Source organism: Nodularia harveyana UHCC-0300 (assembly GCF_034931085.1).
GTDB lineage: Bacteria > Cyanobacteriota > Cyanobacteriia > Cyanobacteriales > Nostocaceae > Nodularia > Nodularia harveyana.
Genome location: NZ_JAYGHG010000009.1, coordinates 52,096 through 67,827 on the forward strand (window position 1 = coordinate 52,096; position 15,732 = coordinate 67,827).

Consider the following 15,732-nt stretch of genomic DNA (forward strand, 5'->3'; position numbering starts at 1 on the left):
TTATATTGGTGAATTATAAGCGTATATTTAAGCACTATTTCCGTTTAGTAATCCATATACCTAATATAGCTATAAAAGTCCATCCAATGCTAGCAATGATACTTAAAATTAAAGATGCTATAAAGGGATTAAGGGGAGTTTGAGGAGAAATAATTGGTATGGGTTGATTGATTTTATCTATATGTTGAACTATGACACCGGAAACTATCGCACCACCACCCAAGCCAATACCTAATATTTGAATGGTGTTTTCTAAAGAGCGATCGCGTTCAGCTTGTTTTATCTCCACTATACCGCGAATAGTATCAACTAATTGCCCAAATAATTCTTGTCCTGGTGTCAGATAGTTAATATCTGTTTGGATCTGTTTTTGCCATTTTTGACATTCTTTATCGAGGAAGTCTTGCCAAAATTGGGGACTGGTTTGATTATTTATGGCTGTAATTTTATTTAAGCAAGTTTCATAATTTATAATATTTGTTTGAATTGATGTGTTATGAATTTGTAAATCTTGTAAACATCGGGTATAGTCAAAGCTTTTTCGCGGAATTTCTGATAAGAGTTGCTTTAAACTAGATATCTGTGTTTTGGAGTTAGATATCAAAGTTTGAAATTCTTTAATTTTATCCTCTAAATAACTGTAAATAGTTCTTGCGTTGCTGTAACTTTGGCTTGCTTGGTAATTAAGATATAGAATTTTATGATAACAGCATAATAAATCTCGTAACTGGTCGTAAGTATTTTCAATAAGTGGGAGAGTATTAGCTTGGTGATTATTTAAAAGTATTAAAATCTGACATTGTTTAACAGGATTATTCGGTTCATTTGGATCATTTACTTGGTAGATAAATAACTGACTAGCAAATAATTCTCCTGAGACAGTAAAAGCAGAATTTAAGTTTGTACCAGCAACTAAAGCATTAGCGATTTGTTCAGCTAATAAATTACAGTCTTCATTTGCGTCAACTTCTCCATAAATCCATAAAGTTTGTCCTAGAGAAGCTTGAATTTGGGAAGGTAAAAAACAACTAGGTTGAAAATGTTGGATTTGCGGTACATTAATATCAATATTTGCTGATTCTGGAAGCAGTGTTAAATCAACTGCGTAGGTATCATTAAGTAAAAACGGTTGTAAATTGACATTAATTTTAAATCCGTCTGTCGTTGAGAAACTTCCTAAATCTAAATCTCTAGAATTAGTTAACCATTCGGTTTTTCTTCCTAGTTCTTGTTGAGGTTCATATTTACCATTGTTATAAACAATTAATTGAGATTTTAAATCTTTTAAACTGGTAGCAGGAAAGGAAGATACACCAATATTAGCTAAATTTTCCCATAAAAGACTAGCATTGGCGACAACTTGATTAGGTGTGTGTGCAAGAGTATGTCGCAAATGGAAAGCGTAGAGAGTAATAGTAAAATTCTTCACGGTTTTGGTTGGGATTTTTTATCATCGGATAAAGGTGAATTTTCTTTGATAGCATTTTGAATCTGTTCTTTAGAGGATTCACTCATTTGATTGGCTGGTGTTTGAGATTTAGTACCACCTGGACCTAAAGTTTGATTATCACCATTTAAAGAAGAAGGAATTTCTTGTCTTTTATTTTTAAATACCTCATTGAGTTGAGTTCTTGATTTTAACCAATCTCTAATTCCATTAGCTATTTTTTCTGAATCATCTGGTAAATTATCCATTAATTTAGTGAGACTTAACCAGTCTTCTTGAGAAAATAAACTAGATTCAGATTCGATGACTTTAACAAAAGCTTGGATTGTTCTTTGATAAGCAGACATTCTTTAAACTCCTTTACCAATTGCACAAAAAGCTGACCAATAAAAAGGTGATACAAATATTTTGACGTTACCACCTTGATTTCGTTCCTCTCTTGAAAAATAATCATCTAATTCATCTTGCCAATCTTCATCAAGATTTGATTCTCGTAGCCATTTTCTAAATTCTTTTATTGTTGTATCTCGTAACCATACTTGGGCAGTTTGCAAAGCTAAAACAATATTATTTTGATGTTGTAATTCCTCGTAAAATTTTACCATTAATAAAGCCGTAGCTGTAGCACTGACAGTCCAAAGACTACTAACTACATTGGTGCTACCAGCCAAAAGAAAACCATTAGGTAAACCAATATATTCATCACTTGTATTTTTCGGATCTATCATTCCGGTTTCACAAGCAGCAAGGGTGACTAAACGACAGTTATTTAATTTAAGATTAGTGATAATGTCTGCTAAAGAGAGAATTTCATCAGCTAATTGTAAACCCGAATCTAATGGAGAATCAGGGTTGAAATAACCGTGACAGAAAAAAAAGAGATTATTAGCTATAAGCAGTTTTTCATTATTGGAAGTAATTGCAGATTTCTTAGCTTTATCTTTTTTCAAAATATTACTTTCATTAAACTGCTTTTTAATCGCAGCAACTGCACCTAAATCTCTTTCATATAAATCCTCTGTGGGTGTTTGAATTGCAAATAAAGATTGAAAATTATCAAGTTGACGGAGTTGCGCTTGTTGTAATAATTGACAACTTGGTGCATAACTCACACCTTCAGTAAATAAATCCATTAAATAGGAATCTCTAACAGGTAAAGCATGGAGAGGTAACAGGTGTAAGAATTGATGGGGAATCAAAATTAATTTCTGACATTGTGGTGGTATTTTTTCTAATATTTCTTCAATGTGCAGGATTTTTGGTAAATTTTGTAGACGTTGTTCTAATTGATTTTGCCATTGCTCTTTTTGTTCGTAGTAGTCGCTCAAATATTCAACAACCCAATCAATTAAAGCTTTTCTATCTTTTGATTGGGATTGCCAAATTTTGACTTCTTGACCTCCTGGTTGAATCACAACAGCGATAATTTTATCAGATGTAATATACCATTCAATAATTGCTGTTTTGTTATCAAGAATATTTTGCAATGATGTAAACTCAAAACTAGCACCAATAGGTAAATATTGATCTTGTAATTTTTGGCTTTCTTGTCGTAAATTTTGTAGATTTTCCCTTAACAAGTTAGCATTTTCAGCTTTACCAGTTTGCAGTAAATTCTGTCCACTAGCTATTTCATCTCTAAGTTTTTCTAATTGAGTAACAACCTCACCAGGGAAGATGGTTTTTAAGTCACGACTGAGAATTTGTTCTACTAAATTGCGGGTTTTACTGCGTTCAATATAGGTGATAGCTTCCGTTTCTCTACCTAATGCTAAACAAACTTCTACCATTCGTCTAAAAAGTTTATTCCATTCCTCTGCTTGTTTGCGTTTACTTTCCTCCCCAGAAATAATTTCACCCCGTAAATCTTCAACTGTGATAATAGCATCAGTAAAGGTAGAGTAAGCTAAATCAAACTGTTGTGATTCTTGATAAACAATACCTAGATTTAATAAAGTTTCAGCGTTTTTTTGAGGGAAATTGGTACGATTTCTGACTTCTAAAGCAGCAGTATAAGCAGCGATGGCATATTCTAGATTATCGGCTTGATCTCCTCTGATTCTGTTAGAGTAGGCAGTTGCCAGATTATTTTGCGTGGCTGCCCAATCTACAGGAAAATCGGTGCGAGTTCTGACTTTTAAAGCAGCAGTATAAGCAGCGATCGCCTGTTCCAGATTATCGGCTTTATCTCCCCTGATTTTTTTCGAGTAGGCATTCCCTAGATTATTTTGCGTGGCTGCCCAATCTACGGGAAAATCGTTGCGATTTATGACTTCTAAAACAGCAGTATAAGCAGCGATGGCATATTCTAGATTATCGGATTGATCTCCTCTGATTCTGTTAGAGTAGGCAGCACCTAGATTATTTTGCACAGATGCCCAAGTAACAGGAAAATTAGTGGGTGTATAAACTTCTAAAGCCGCCGAAAAAGCAGTTATCGCCTTTTCCAAATTCTCAGCTTTATCCTCTCTAATTCTGTCAGAGTAGGCAGTACCTAGATTATTTTGCGTCATTGCCCAATCTACAGGAAAATCTGTTTGGTTTCTTACTTCTAAAGCCTCTCCATAAGCAGCGATCGCCTGTTCCAAATTCTCAGCTTTATCCCCTCTAATTCTGTCACAGTAGGCAGTACCTAGATTATTTTGCGTCATTGCCCAATCTACAGGAAAATCCGTGTGGTTTCTTACTTCTAAAGCCGCCGAAAAAGCAGTGATCGCCTTTTCTAAATTCTCAGCTTTATCCCCTCTAATCCTGTCACAGTAGGCAGTACCTAGATGATTTTGCACAGATGCCCAAATTTTTGGGGAAATGTTACGGGTAAAAAACATTAGAGCTATTTCATTACCAGTAATAGCAATTTCGATGTTATCGGCTTTGTTACCTAAAGGAAATTCGTTAATCAGATTACTAAATTCACCTATCAAAACAGCGAAGCATTGTGCTTTTTCTAGTTCTGCTTCTGCTTCTGCTTCTGCTAGTATTTTTGTTGCCCAAGCCTGTAATAATTGAGCAAAATTCAGATTCAGTTTATCTATATTTGCTGTCAGTAAGGGGTAAACTACCTGGGGATTACCCCCACTTTCTTTGGTTGCTTGTAATACTTCTAATAAAAATTGTAAATAGGTATCAATATCTGCTTCATTAATCGGCGTTTCTGCTTCTGAGGTATTTGCATCTAGGGGTATATCTAAGGCTGCACTCAGTTGAGAAGCTAAAGCTATCAACCAGTTAGCAGTATTTTCCTCTCCTTCTTGGGTAAACATCCCTGCTACCCCTACCACCACCTGTAAAAAGCCAGCATCTAATAATTCGGTATTAGCTTGCAATATCGCCGGTTCTTCACCATTCGCACAACTTAGGAGTTGTTGAATTAGCTGTTGATATGCCTGGAGGCGCTGTTCATCCATTAGCAGATGCAGGTATTATGTAACACTTTTTTTATTATGACAGAGTAAAATACACAATACATATAGTCACGTAGTCAGCAATCTTGAGTTACGATAATACCTGCAAATATCTTGCCGAAAACTACCCTACTGAATTTGCTCAATGGTTACTTGCATCTGAAACCCCAGATATCCAAGTCCTCAAAACAGAATTGAACCTAGAACCCATTCGCGCTGATTCGGTGACATTTCTGCAAATCGCCAACCAAATTTTACATTTAGAGTTTCAAACTACACCAAAATCCACATATCCCCTCGATTTTCGGATGCTGGATTATTACACCAGATTAAAACGCCAATATTGGTGTGATATTGAACAGGTGTTGATTTTCTTGCAACCAACGTCCTCAGAAATTGTCTTTAATACACAGTATGTAGACAAGAAAACTAGACATGAGTATCGCGTGATTCGTTTGTGGGAAGAAGATCCTACACCCCTACTCGCTAATCCTGCACTTTTACCATTGGCGACATTGGCTAGAAGCAATTCACCCGAAGAGTTATTAGCGCAAGTCGCAGCTAGTCTCGATATGATTGAGGTAACAGACGAGCGACAGAATATTTCAGCTTGTGTTCAGGTTTTAGCTGGTTTGCGATTCGATAAAGGTTTAATTCAACAGCTATTTAGAGAGGAAATTATGCAAGAATCTGTAATTTACCAAGATATTTTGCAAAAAGGTTTGCAACAGGGAGAAGAAAGAGGGAAGAAACAAGAGGCGTTACAACTGATTTTACGTCTTTTGAAACGTCGCCTGGGTGCAGTTGAACCAGAAATAGAAGAGGAAATTCGCGCTTTATCCATTACTCGACTAGAGGATTTAGCGGAGGCTTTGTTAGATTTTTCTAGCCAAAGTGATTTAATGAATTATTTAGGGAATGTATCTCAAGCAAATACAGGAGATTAACCGATTCTAAGCACTTCTGAGGGCAACAATGGGGTCTAGTTGTGCTGCACGACGGGCAGGAACGACCCCAAAAAATAAGCCAATTCCGCCGGAAACACCAACTGCTGTGGCGATCGCAGTAGCAGAAATTGCGGCTTCTAAGGGTGTGACTGCTGCTACCAAAACAATACCGCCGACACCCATCGCAGTCCCTACTGCACCACCGATAATGGAAACAATCACGGCTTCAATCATGAACTGAAGTAAAATATCTTGTTCGGTTGCACCAATGGCTTTTCTCAGTCCAATTTCTTGGGTGCGTTCGGTGACGGAAACTAGCATAATATTCATGATACCAATACCACCGACAAATAATGATATCCCGGCGATCGCCGCGAGCATAATAGTTAATGCACCTGTAATTTGACCGACGGTTTGCAAAGCATCCTTTTGAGTATTGATACTAAAATCATCCTCCCCGGTAATTTTGTGGCGCAACCGCAGTAAATTAGTAATTTGAAACTGTGCTGCATCTACACTTTCGGCATTTTTAGCTGAGACGACAATATAAGTTAACTCTAATCCGTAGGGAGAAGTTCGCCCCACAATTCTATTCGCCATTGTCATCAGTGGGATTAAAGCCGCTTCATCGTAATTCACCCCTAAATTTGAGCCTTTGCTTTCGAGTACACCAATAATTTGAAAACTAGCGTTTTTAATCCGTAACTGCTCACCGACTGGGTTACTATTACCAAATAGTCTGTCTGCTAAGTCTGCACCGATGACCACAACTTGATTATTGCGCTTCATATCTACGTCGGTAAAAAATCGCCCTGTGGCTGTTTCAAAGTCACGCACTGTTAAAAAGTCGGGAGTCGTGCCAATGATATTCACATTACTGTTTTGATTACGATAGATGAGTACCTGGCGACTATTCAACTCTCCGGTAACTGCGGCTACACTGGGAACTTGATTGGCGATCGCTTCAGCATCTTCATAGACTAAAGTTTTCGGTACATCTCTAGAGATGCGCTGAGATGCTTGATTTCCTGGAATCACAAATAACACATTTGGCCCTAAAGATTCCAGTTGTTTAGAGACAAACCTTTGTCCCCCTTCCCCAATTCCAATCATCGCAATTACCGAAGCATTCCCGATGACAATCCCCAACATAGTCAGGGCGCTACGCAACTTATTAGACAGCAGGGTTTTTCCTGCCATTTGCATACTTTCTAAAAGATTCATAATAATTCGTAATTTGTAATTTGTAATTTATTCGGACTTATATCAATTTAATATAAAGATGCAGACAAAGAACCCCACCCTAACCCTCCCCGCTTGCAGGGAGGGAACTAGAGAGGTAAATGTGCAGCTTCATAAATAATTGGTATTACGCAAAAACTCTCTCAAACCCTTATTCCTCTGTGTCCTCTGTGTCTCTGTGGTTCGTTTTTTCATAATTTATACTTTGTAATTCTTATGTGTTAATCAGTTATTCTGCTCTCTGGCTTTTCTGTTGATGTAGTCTTTTGGTGGGTTGATAAATACGCGATCGCCTTCTTCTACTCCCTGTAAAATTTGAGTTTGGTCTGCGATTTGCGCCCCAATGGTAACTTCTCGAAACAGGGGTTGATTTTTCTCATCTGTGACTAAAACACCAGTTTGTCCTTGTTCGGTGACAATTGCTACCGTGGGTAACACCAAAGCATTACTGAGGCGATCGCCCAAAAAAGTCAAATCCACATTTAAACCGGAACGCAGTTCCTCAGTACCCGTATCCAGAGCTACCCGCACCTGAAAGGATGTCACACCTTGTTCCACCACCGCTTCGGGAGCAATCAACCGCACATTACCTTTAAATACTTGATCAGGATAAGCATCAGCGACAATTTCCACTTCCTGACCCTGTTCAATTCTGCCAATATCCGCCTCTGGGACTTGCGCCAAAACTTCTAAACCCCTAGCAACTGCGACAATAGAACTAGAAGTTGCAGATGCACTGGTAGAAGCAGAAGTTGTGGGAGTTACAAAAGCCCCCACATTGGCGTATTTCTGCGTCACAATTCCCGATAAAGGCGCACGAATTACTGTGTCTTGTAACCTCACTTGTGCCGCTTGAATTTGCGCTTCCGCCCCTTTTACTGCGGCTTGACGTTGAGCAATTTCCTCTGGACGACTGCCATTTTCTAATAATATTAATGCAGCGCGGGCTTCGGTTACAGCAGCTTCCCTGGCGGTTATTTCTTCATTGCGGCTACCACTTTCTAATAGTGATAGTCGTTTTTGGGCTTCATCTAAACTAGCTTTTGCTCTTTGGTTTTCACTAATATACTGTTCTAATTGGTCTTGAGAAGTCGCCCCTTCCTCTGTTAATTGTCGATATCTGTTGACCCGTGATTGGGTGAGATTTACCTGTGCTTGGGCTGAATTTACCTGTGCTTGTACTTGGGCAATTTCCTGAGAGCGATTCCCCGCACGGGCTTGATTTAACTGCGCCTGAGCTTGGGCTAAACGCGCCTTGGCTTGCTCTATTTCTTGGGGACGACTCCCCGCACGGGCTTGGTCTAATTGTGCCTGTGTTTGGGCTAAATTGGCGCGGAACTGGAGGATTTGCGCGTGTATGTCGCCCACATCCATCCGGGCGAGAACTTGTCCTTGTTCCACGCGATCGCCTTGTTCTACATATAACTGTGACAGCACACCGGGGTTTTTAGGACTAATATTGACACTTTGAACCGGTACTACTTTACCACTGGCGGTAATCCTTAAAGTCACATTTTGGGCTTCTACAGGAATAGTTAATTCGGTAATGTTTTGCTGACTATTTCTCTGATTTACCAGGTTATAGGCAATATTTGTCCCCACAGCTAAAGAACCTGCGACTATTAACCCAATACCCCAGCGTAAGGGATATTTAATTTTACCAATCAGAGGAACTTCGATTTGTGGAACCATAATAATAGCCTACGAATAACACTTAGCTGTAATAAGCTGATCAAGCCAGTGCAGGAATTTATCAGTTATCAGTTATCAGTTATCAGTTATCAGTCAAGATATATATTTAGCTCTAAGTCCCCTAATACATAGGCGTGTTCACTGTTCACTGTTCACTGTTCACTGATTTAAAAGACGGGTGGAGTAAATACTCAAATCCATCCGTACACCAAACAACCAAGCTGAGATTCAGCTTTAGAGTTGCTTAATCTTTCTTTATATTAGCTTTTAGTGTTTGTTTACGCCTTCAGCTGCGAGAATAGTTTTGCTTTTAATTATCTGGAACTCCTCAAGGTGACATTCCGTTGTAAATTAGCCAAAGCGCGATTGTAATTTAAAATCGCGGTGATTCGATTCCCTTCGGCTCTGGTCAAATCGTTTTCGGCGAAAATTACATCTGTTTGAGTTCCTACGCCGGCTTCAAAGCGCAACCTTGCTAAACGCAGGGCTTCTCTGGCTTGATCTAAACCTGCGGTAGAAGTTTGGATGTTATCTAGGTTTGACTGTAATTGCACATAGAATTGTTCCACATTGAAGCGAATTTGGTCACGCTGACTAGCAAATTGATTTTCGGCGATCGCAATGTTAACTTTTGACTGAGCTGCACTAGCTTTAGCTGCTCCCCCATCAAATAAAGTTAAACTCGCTGTAACCCCTACAGAATAACCATCAGTCAAACTGCTGCCATCATCAAACCGATCTATGATACTGTAGTTACCATTTACACCAACTTGTGGACCTAACTGTGAAAGAGCTTGTCGGCGCTGTTGCTCAGAAATATTCCGTTGTGCTAAAAATTGTGGTAATTCTGGACGGTTTTGAAACGCTTGGACAATAGATTCTTCTAGGGTTGGTTCCCAAAGTCCCGCTACTTCCACAACATCGGCGGCGCTCACATCTACAGATTGAGATAAATTTAAGAGAGTAGCAAAATTACGGCGAGTAATTCTTTGTTGTGACAGAGAATTGGTCAGCGCCTGTTGAGCATTAGCCAAATTCACCTGAGACTGTAGGACATCGAACTGTGTCCCCACGCCAAACTCTTGTCGAGATTGAGCATCCCGTAAACTAGCTTGGGCATTTTCCACAGCCGACCGATTAATTCTGACTAGTTCATCTGCTTCTTGTAAATCGTAATATCGAGTAGTGACATTCAAGCGAACTTCTAAATTTCTGTTCTCTACATTCAGTTCATTTATCCGTAGGGTTTCCTCTGCGGCGCGGACTCTAGCTCGACGATTACCAGAGGTATAGAGATCATAATTTACTTGTGCTTGACCAGTGAAACTAGTGCTGGATTGCGATGCATCACCAGTAAAACCATCACCACTGTTAGTCAAGTTAGTATTCACATTCGCGTTGGGCGAGAACACCGCTTCAGCTTGTTTTAATGCCGAGCGACTGCGTTCTAGCTCCAAGATGGCTACTTCTAAATCTCGATTGTTACGTTTTGCTAGCTCCAAAGCCTGGGCTAAAGTGATGGCTTGATTGCGCTCAATTTTAACTTCTTCTGGCTGAGTGGGAAACTGGAGAAGATTGGGGCTAGGGTTGAGAAAATCGGGTACTTGTACAGCATCAGGGGGAGTTTGCGCCGCCACAGTTGTGAGGAAAGTGGGAACTACAAGGGCGATCGCCACAGCAAAACCCATAGAATGTAAACAAAATAAGCGTAAATTCATAGTTTTATCTAGGAATGAATTAGTTTTCTCAATAATTATAAGATCGGTAGTGGAAAACCCCATCAGCCTACAATTAAACCATCCTGAACTCGAATAATTCTGTGAGTTTGAGCTGCAATGTCTGGCTCATGAGTCACAATCACAAGAGGAAGTCTTTGTTTTTCCTAGTCCCCAGCCATACCTGAAAAATCCTGTAATTGACTTTTCTAGTGAACTTTGCCTTTCTTCTCCAGCACAGATCGTTTAAGCTAGCTGGAAGATTCCTTGATTTGTGGCTAAGAGGCGGTACTGTGCCTAAACATATTAGTTTGATTTCTTTTCTGGTTGTCTGTAGTTTGTGGAATATGCCCCAGGCTGTCCACGCACAGGCACTGATACCTCATACACTGAACATAGATACAGAAAAATTAGAAGCACAAGGGTTACGGTTAGCACAAGAAGCGGCTCAACTCGGACAGTTTCAGCAGTTTGATTTGGCTCTACCACGGGCGAGATTGGCTAGTCAACTGGCTCCGAAGAATGATCGCGTCTGGTTCCTGTTAGGTAGTTTACATTTACAAACCCAAGATTTTGATGCGGCGATCGCAGCTTTGCAAACAGCACAAAGGATTAATCCCCAAAATCCCGAAATTTTGTTTGCTGTGGGTTCGGCTCATTTCCAACAGGAAAAGTACCCAGCCGCAGCCGATTATTACAAACAGGGTTTAAAGTTAAAGCCTGACCACCGAGAAGGTCTGTTTGATTTGGGAAATGCTTACTATAAGTTAGGTCGATTACCGGAGGCGATCGCCCAGTACAATAAATCTTTCTCTCAAGATCGCAAATTTTGGCCGGCGATTAATAACATTGGCTTAATTCAATATGAACAAGGTGATGTTAATAGTGCAATTAAACAGTGGCAAACTTCAGTTAAAATCGACAAAGAAGCCCCAGAACCATTATTAGCATTAGCAGTGGCACTGTACAATCAAGGCAAACGCCAACAAGCTATATCAATGGGAGAACAGGCACTCCGTATGGATCAGCGCTATGGTAATTTAGATTTCCTCAAGGAAAATCTCTGGGGTGAAAGATTACTATCTGATACGGAAAAATTCTTAGACTTGCCCCAGATTCAAGCAGCTCTACAGCAATCAGACAATTAATCAGCTTTTTGCTATAGCAGGGAATAGCACTTCGGCTTACTTCGACTTCGCTCAGTACAAGCCGCTCAGTGTACGGGAACGGGGAACAGGCTCGCCTGAGTATAGTCTAAGGGCTGGAAACTCCCTAATTGTCAGAGTTTCATTACCTGTTCCTGTCCTCGCTTCCTTATCTGTTGCTATATTTACCAGTAGTCATAAGTAAAACCCCCGAATTTTATTTGGGGGATACCACTTGAGCAGTTGCTAAACATACTATCCTATAGTACATATAGACTATATCCAGCCGGAATGATTCACCCAAAATATTAGTGGGCGAGTATTCCTCAGTAGTTAATCCATCTCATGAGGGAGAAGGGCGATGATTTGTTCCACAAATTCTTGATGATCGACAATGGGTTTAGAGATGTAGCCATCAGCACCGCTTTGCTTGAGAAAGTTTTCGCGATCGCCTTCCATTGCGTGTGCAGTTACCAGAATTACAGGTAAGTTTGCTGTTTGGGAATTTGATTTTAAAATTTGGGTAATTTTAATCCCATCCACAGACTGACCTTGGTAAACGCTTCTGGAAAGAGAAACATCCATTAAAATTAGGTCTGCTTCTCCTGCGTGGGCAATTTTGATCACTTCTTCCACATTTTCTGTATGTTTGACATTCAAGCCACCCCGCTTAGTCAAAATTTTGGAAAAAACGCGAGCATTAATTAGATCGTCTTCAACAATTAAAACAGTTCTCATGAGAATTTTATTTATAGAGTTAAGGGAGATGACACCCGAACAAAAACAGTTGTCTAGCTCCTTTTTAACTATTAAATTGCCACACCACCATCAAGGATAATACTACTGCTGTTTATCCTTCACCGATCAAAATTATGTCAGGAATCCCCTTTCATCCGTTATGCTGTGTTTGCTGCGGTGTTCAATTCAAGCGACTTTTGTGTAATTAAATTTCAGGGAAAAAACTCATGGCAAAACAGTTAAACCTTCTCCCCAAGGGACAGGTAATCACAACAGCCCTGCATACGGAGATGCAACGGTCTTACCTAGAATATGCCATGAGTGTAATTGTGGGGCGAGCGTTACCAGATGTGCGGGATGGTTTAAAACCAGTGCATCGGCGAATTTTATACGCCATGCATGAACTCGGTTTAACGCCAGATAGACCCTATCGTAAGTGCGCTCGTGTGGTGGGAGATGTGCTGGGTAAATACCATCCCCACGGCGACCAATCAGTTTATGATGCCTTGGTTAGATTAGTACAGGAATTTTCCTGCCGTTATCCCCTATTAGCAGGACATGGTAACTTTGGTAGCGTCGATAATGATCCCCCAGCAGCGATGCGCTACACAGAAACACGTCTCGCACCCATCAGCTATGAGGGAATGTTGGCGGAAATTGGGGATGAAACGGTGGAATTTATCGGTAACTTCGATAATTCCCAACAAGAACCCACCGTACTACCGGCACAGTTGCCTTTTTTGTTGCTAAATGGCTGTTCTGGTATTGCTGTGGGGATGGCGACAAATATTCCTCCCCATAATTTGGGGGAATTAGTTGATGGTTTGATTGCGTTAATTGACCAGCCGGATTTGTCAGACCAAAAGTTATGGGAAATTATTCCTGGCCCCGATTTTCCCACCGGTGGCGAAATAGTTGGTAAATCAGGGATTCGGGAAGCATATTCCAGTGGTAAGGGGGGAATTTTGCTGCGGGGTGTCGCTAACATGGAGGAAATTGCACCTACCAGAGGGACTAAGCGACGGACGGCAATTATTATCACGGAATTACCTTATCAAGTAAATAAGGCTGGGTGGATTGAGAAGGTAGCAGATTTAGTTAATCAAGGTCGTATACAAGGAATTTCTGATCTGCGGGATGAAAGCGATCGCGAAGGAATGCGGGTGGTAATTGAACTCAAGCGTGATACCAATCCTCAAGAACTCCTCCAGAGGTTGTATCAGCAAACTGCATTACAAAGCAACTTTGGGGCGATTCTCTTAGCGTTGGTGGATGGACAACCCCGCCAGTTAAGTTTGCGCCAGATGTTACAGGAATTTTTGAAATTCCGCGAAGAAACTCTAAACCGTCGTTATGGTTATGAGTTGGGTAAAGCAGAAAGCCGGCTGCATATTGTGTCTGGGTTGCTGAAAGCTTTATCTCAATTGGATGAACTCATTGATATTTTGCGCCATGCTGCTGATGGTACTACCGCTAAAATGAGTCTTTGTAGTCGTCTAGATTTGAGTGAGGCTCAAGGAGATGCTATTTTAGCGATGCCATTACGTCGCCTTACTAGTTTAGAACAGCACAACTTGCAGCAAGAGTTTGAGGAACTCAGCGCCCAAATTGGTTCATTGCAAATATTACTCAGCGATCGCCGAGAATTACTGAAGACACTGAAAAAAGACTTGCGATCGCTCAAGCGCAAATATAACAATCCCCGCCGCACTAAGCTGTTAACTCCAAACAAAGAAGCCGCAAAACTTCAACCCAAAATAGCCGAAACTACCCAAAATACCCCCTCTTCTCAACCACCAGAACCAGTAGTTTTAGACTTTAGCCATCGGGGATATGTGCGTCGTCTCCAGACATCAGGCAAAAAATCGAAACTTGAAAACGGTCTACCGGATCATGACTTCATCATCCAAAGCGATGTCACCGCCACAGATCAAGAGTTGCTAGTAATTACCAGTAGTGGCAAAGTTTACCCTGTGAACATAGGAGATATTCGCCCGACTACTGGACGTTCTCCACGGGGAACACCACTGATTACCATGCTCAGTACTACCGCTCAAGGTAATCAAGAACCCGTCGTCAGTCGTCTAGTTCTCCCAGAAAACCGAGAAGCTCAACAGTTAATAATGCTAACGAAGGAAGGACGAATTAAGCGCCTATTGTTAGGGGAGTTGACTAATCTGACTCGTCGGGGAATTACAATTTTGAAGCTCAAAGAAAATGATCAATTGTTATTTACCCAGTTAGCCAGTCCCAAGGAAAATCTGATTTTAGCCAGTTCCGGGGGGCGGTTGTTAAAGTTCGCCGCCGATGATCAACAACTTCCGGTGATGGGTCGCACAGCGATGGGTTTACAAGCCTTGCGCCTGTTGAAACATCAACAAATGGTAGGCTGTGTCACGGCTGCTGGGGAGGATCACTTGTTGCTGGTGACTGAAGAAGGATATGCCAAACGCCTACCTGTGAGTTACTTAAAACGCGCGGAAAGGGGTAATTTAGGTACACAAGCCCTGAAATTTGCCAGTAAAACCGATCATTTAGTTGCTATGCTTCAGGCGATCGCCTCTACGGAAATAGCAGTAGTCACGAACAAAGACCGTGTGATCCGCGTACCTGTAGAAACAGTGCCAATTTTAACTAGAGAAGGTCACGGTGAAAGCGTTTTTGACCTGCAACGCGATGAAAGAATTATTACTGTAATGGCAATTTGTCAGTAAATCAACGTAATTTAGCCTCATTGGTCACTAATGACTAAGCGGCGGACGGCTATCCCTCTGATCCTTAGAAGGAATTGGCTTCCCGTCGCTTTTTTTCTTTTGTGGAACAGGTAAGATGCTTATTCTGGGCGGGCGAAGTATGCTTACCACTTATGTACAAAAGAAGGATTTGGCTAAATCTCTCAAGTCTATTCACTCCGGCAAATCTGTAAATCTACTTAGTGATAGATACTTTTTTTGTAAAACTCATAAACACGTAATTAAGTCCATCCATAGTAATAAAATATAAATAAACTTTGCATTTCTCAACTTTTTTGTTATATTAGTTTACATAAGGAAATAATACTTTGTAAATCTAGTTTGGAGTGCTAACCATGACAAACGCAACAAACGTTAATACCCCCGTAACTGAAGATCGCAACGCTTGGCGCTGGGGCTTTACACCACAAGCAGAAATCTGGAACGGCCGCTTGGCAATGATTGGCTTTTTAGCAGCAGCATTCATCGAGTTGTTTTCTGGTCAAGGCTTCCTGCATTTCTGGGGAATTCTGTAAGTTTGACACGGACATGGAGGGACGATAAGACCACTTGTGGCGTGTTCCAGCGAAGTGTCAAGGAATCCTCGCTTCTTTAGGACGAGGAGGTATGTCAATATACCGAAATAGCTAGATAAAAAAATAAATAAAGA

The 15,732-nt window shown here is 40.6% G+C and carries 11 protein-coding genes and 1 pseudogene; 4 read left to right on the plus strand and 8 right to left on the minus strand.

Annotation, left to right across the window (positions count from 1 at the left end; translation table 11 throughout):
• Positions 1 to 34 precede the first annotated feature (34 nt).
• The 3 genes from VB620_RS08190 to VB620_RS08200 are packed head-to-tail and all read right to left on the minus strand — an operon-like array spanning position 35 to position 4,854.
• The gene (locus VB620_RS08190; RefSeq protein ID WP_323195650.1) at positions 35 to 1,429 is read right to left on the minus strand and encodes a hypothetical protein; all 1,395 of its coding nucleotides are present in this window, start codon (positions 1,427 to 1,429) and stop codon (positions 35 to 37) included.
• Positions 1,426 to 1,794 (minus strand): hypothetical protein, encoded by a 369-nt coding sequence (locus VB620_RS08195; protein WP_323195651.1) that lies wholly within the window; start codon positions 1,792 to 1,794, stop codon positions 1,426 to 1,428. Before VB620_RS08195 ends, VB620_RS08190 begins: the two co-directional genes overlap by 4 nt.
• Positions 1,795 to 1,797: 3 nt before the next feature.
• Complete coding sequence (locus VB620_RS08200) at positions 1,798 to 4,854, minus strand: CHAT domain-containing protein (RefSeq protein ID WP_323195652.1); 3,057 nt, start codon at positions 4,852 to 4,854, stop codon at positions 1,798 to 1,800.
• 83 nt (positions 4,855 to 4,937) lie between these two features.
• Between VB620_RS08200 and VB620_RS08205 the strand changes: the two genes are divergently transcribed.
• Positions 4,938 to 5,798 (plus strand): DUF4351 domain-containing protein, encoded by an 861-nt coding sequence (locus VB620_RS08205; protein WP_323195653.1) that lies wholly within the window; start codon positions 4,938 to 4,940, stop codon positions 5,796 to 5,798.
• Between the two features lie 6 nt (positions 5,799 to 5,804).
• Here the strand turns inward: VB620_RS08205 and VB620_RS08210 are convergent, their stop codons facing one another.
• The 4 genes and pseudogenes from VB620_RS08210 to VB620_RS08225 form a co-directional block, all read right to left on the minus strand.
• Positions 5,805 to 7,022, minus strand: coding sequence for an ABC transporter permease (locus tag VB620_RS08210; protein ID WP_323195654.1), 1,218 nt, complete (start codon positions 7,020 to 7,022; stop codon positions 5,805 to 5,807).
• Positions 7,023 to 7,265: 243 nt separating this feature from the next.
• Positions 7,266 to 8,732, minus strand: a complete 1,467-nt coding sequence (locus VB620_RS08215) for an efflux RND transporter periplasmic adaptor subunit (RefSeq protein WP_323195655.1) — start codon at positions 8,730 to 8,732, stop codon at positions 7,266 to 7,268.
• Between the two features lie 314 nt (positions 8,733 to 9,046).
• Positions 9,047 to 10,450: a TolC family protein gene (locus VB620_RS08220; RefSeq protein ID WP_323195656.1), complete on the minus strand. Its 1,404-nt coding sequence runs from the start codon at positions 10,448 to 10,450 to the stop codon at positions 9,047 to 9,049.
• 62 nt (positions 10,451 to 10,512) lie between these two features.
• Positions 10,513 to 10,599, minus strand: a pseudogene (locus VB620_RS08225) (macrolide ABC transporter ATP-binding protein); the annotation flags it as partial.
• A gap of 141 nt (positions 10,600 to 10,740) precedes the next feature.
• Here VB620_RS08225 and VB620_RS08230 point away from each other — a divergent pair.
• A complete protein-coding gene (locus tag VB620_RS08230) occupies positions 10,741 to 11,595 on the plus strand; it encodes a tetratricopeptide repeat protein (RefSeq protein WP_323195657.1) in 855 nt (284 codons plus the stop codon).
• Between the two features lie 330 nt (positions 11,596 to 11,925).
• On the opposite strand, the gene VB620_RS08235 is transcribed toward VB620_RS08230, so the two are convergent.
• Entirely contained in the window at positions 11,926 to 12,330 is a 405-nt protein-coding gene (locus VB620_RS08235; protein WP_323195658.1) for a response regulator, read from the minus strand.
• Between the two features lie 227 nt (positions 12,331 to 12,557).
• On the opposite strand from VB620_RS08235, the gene gyrA reads away from it, so the two are divergent.
• The gene (gyrA, locus tag VB620_RS08240; RefSeq protein ID WP_323195659.1) at positions 12,558 to 15,044 is read left to right on the plus strand and encodes a DNA gyrase subunit A; all 2,487 of its coding nucleotides are present in this window, start codon (positions 12,558 to 12,560) and stop codon (positions 15,042 to 15,044) included.
• 374 nt (positions 15,045 to 15,418) lie between these two features.
• The gene (locus VB620_RS08245; protein ID WP_323195660.1) at positions 15,419 to 15,598 is read left to right on the plus strand and encodes a chlorophyll a/b-binding protein; all 180 of its coding nucleotides are present in this window, start codon (positions 15,419 to 15,421) and stop codon (positions 15,596 to 15,598) included.
• Positions 15,599 to 15,732: the final 134 nt, after the last annotated feature.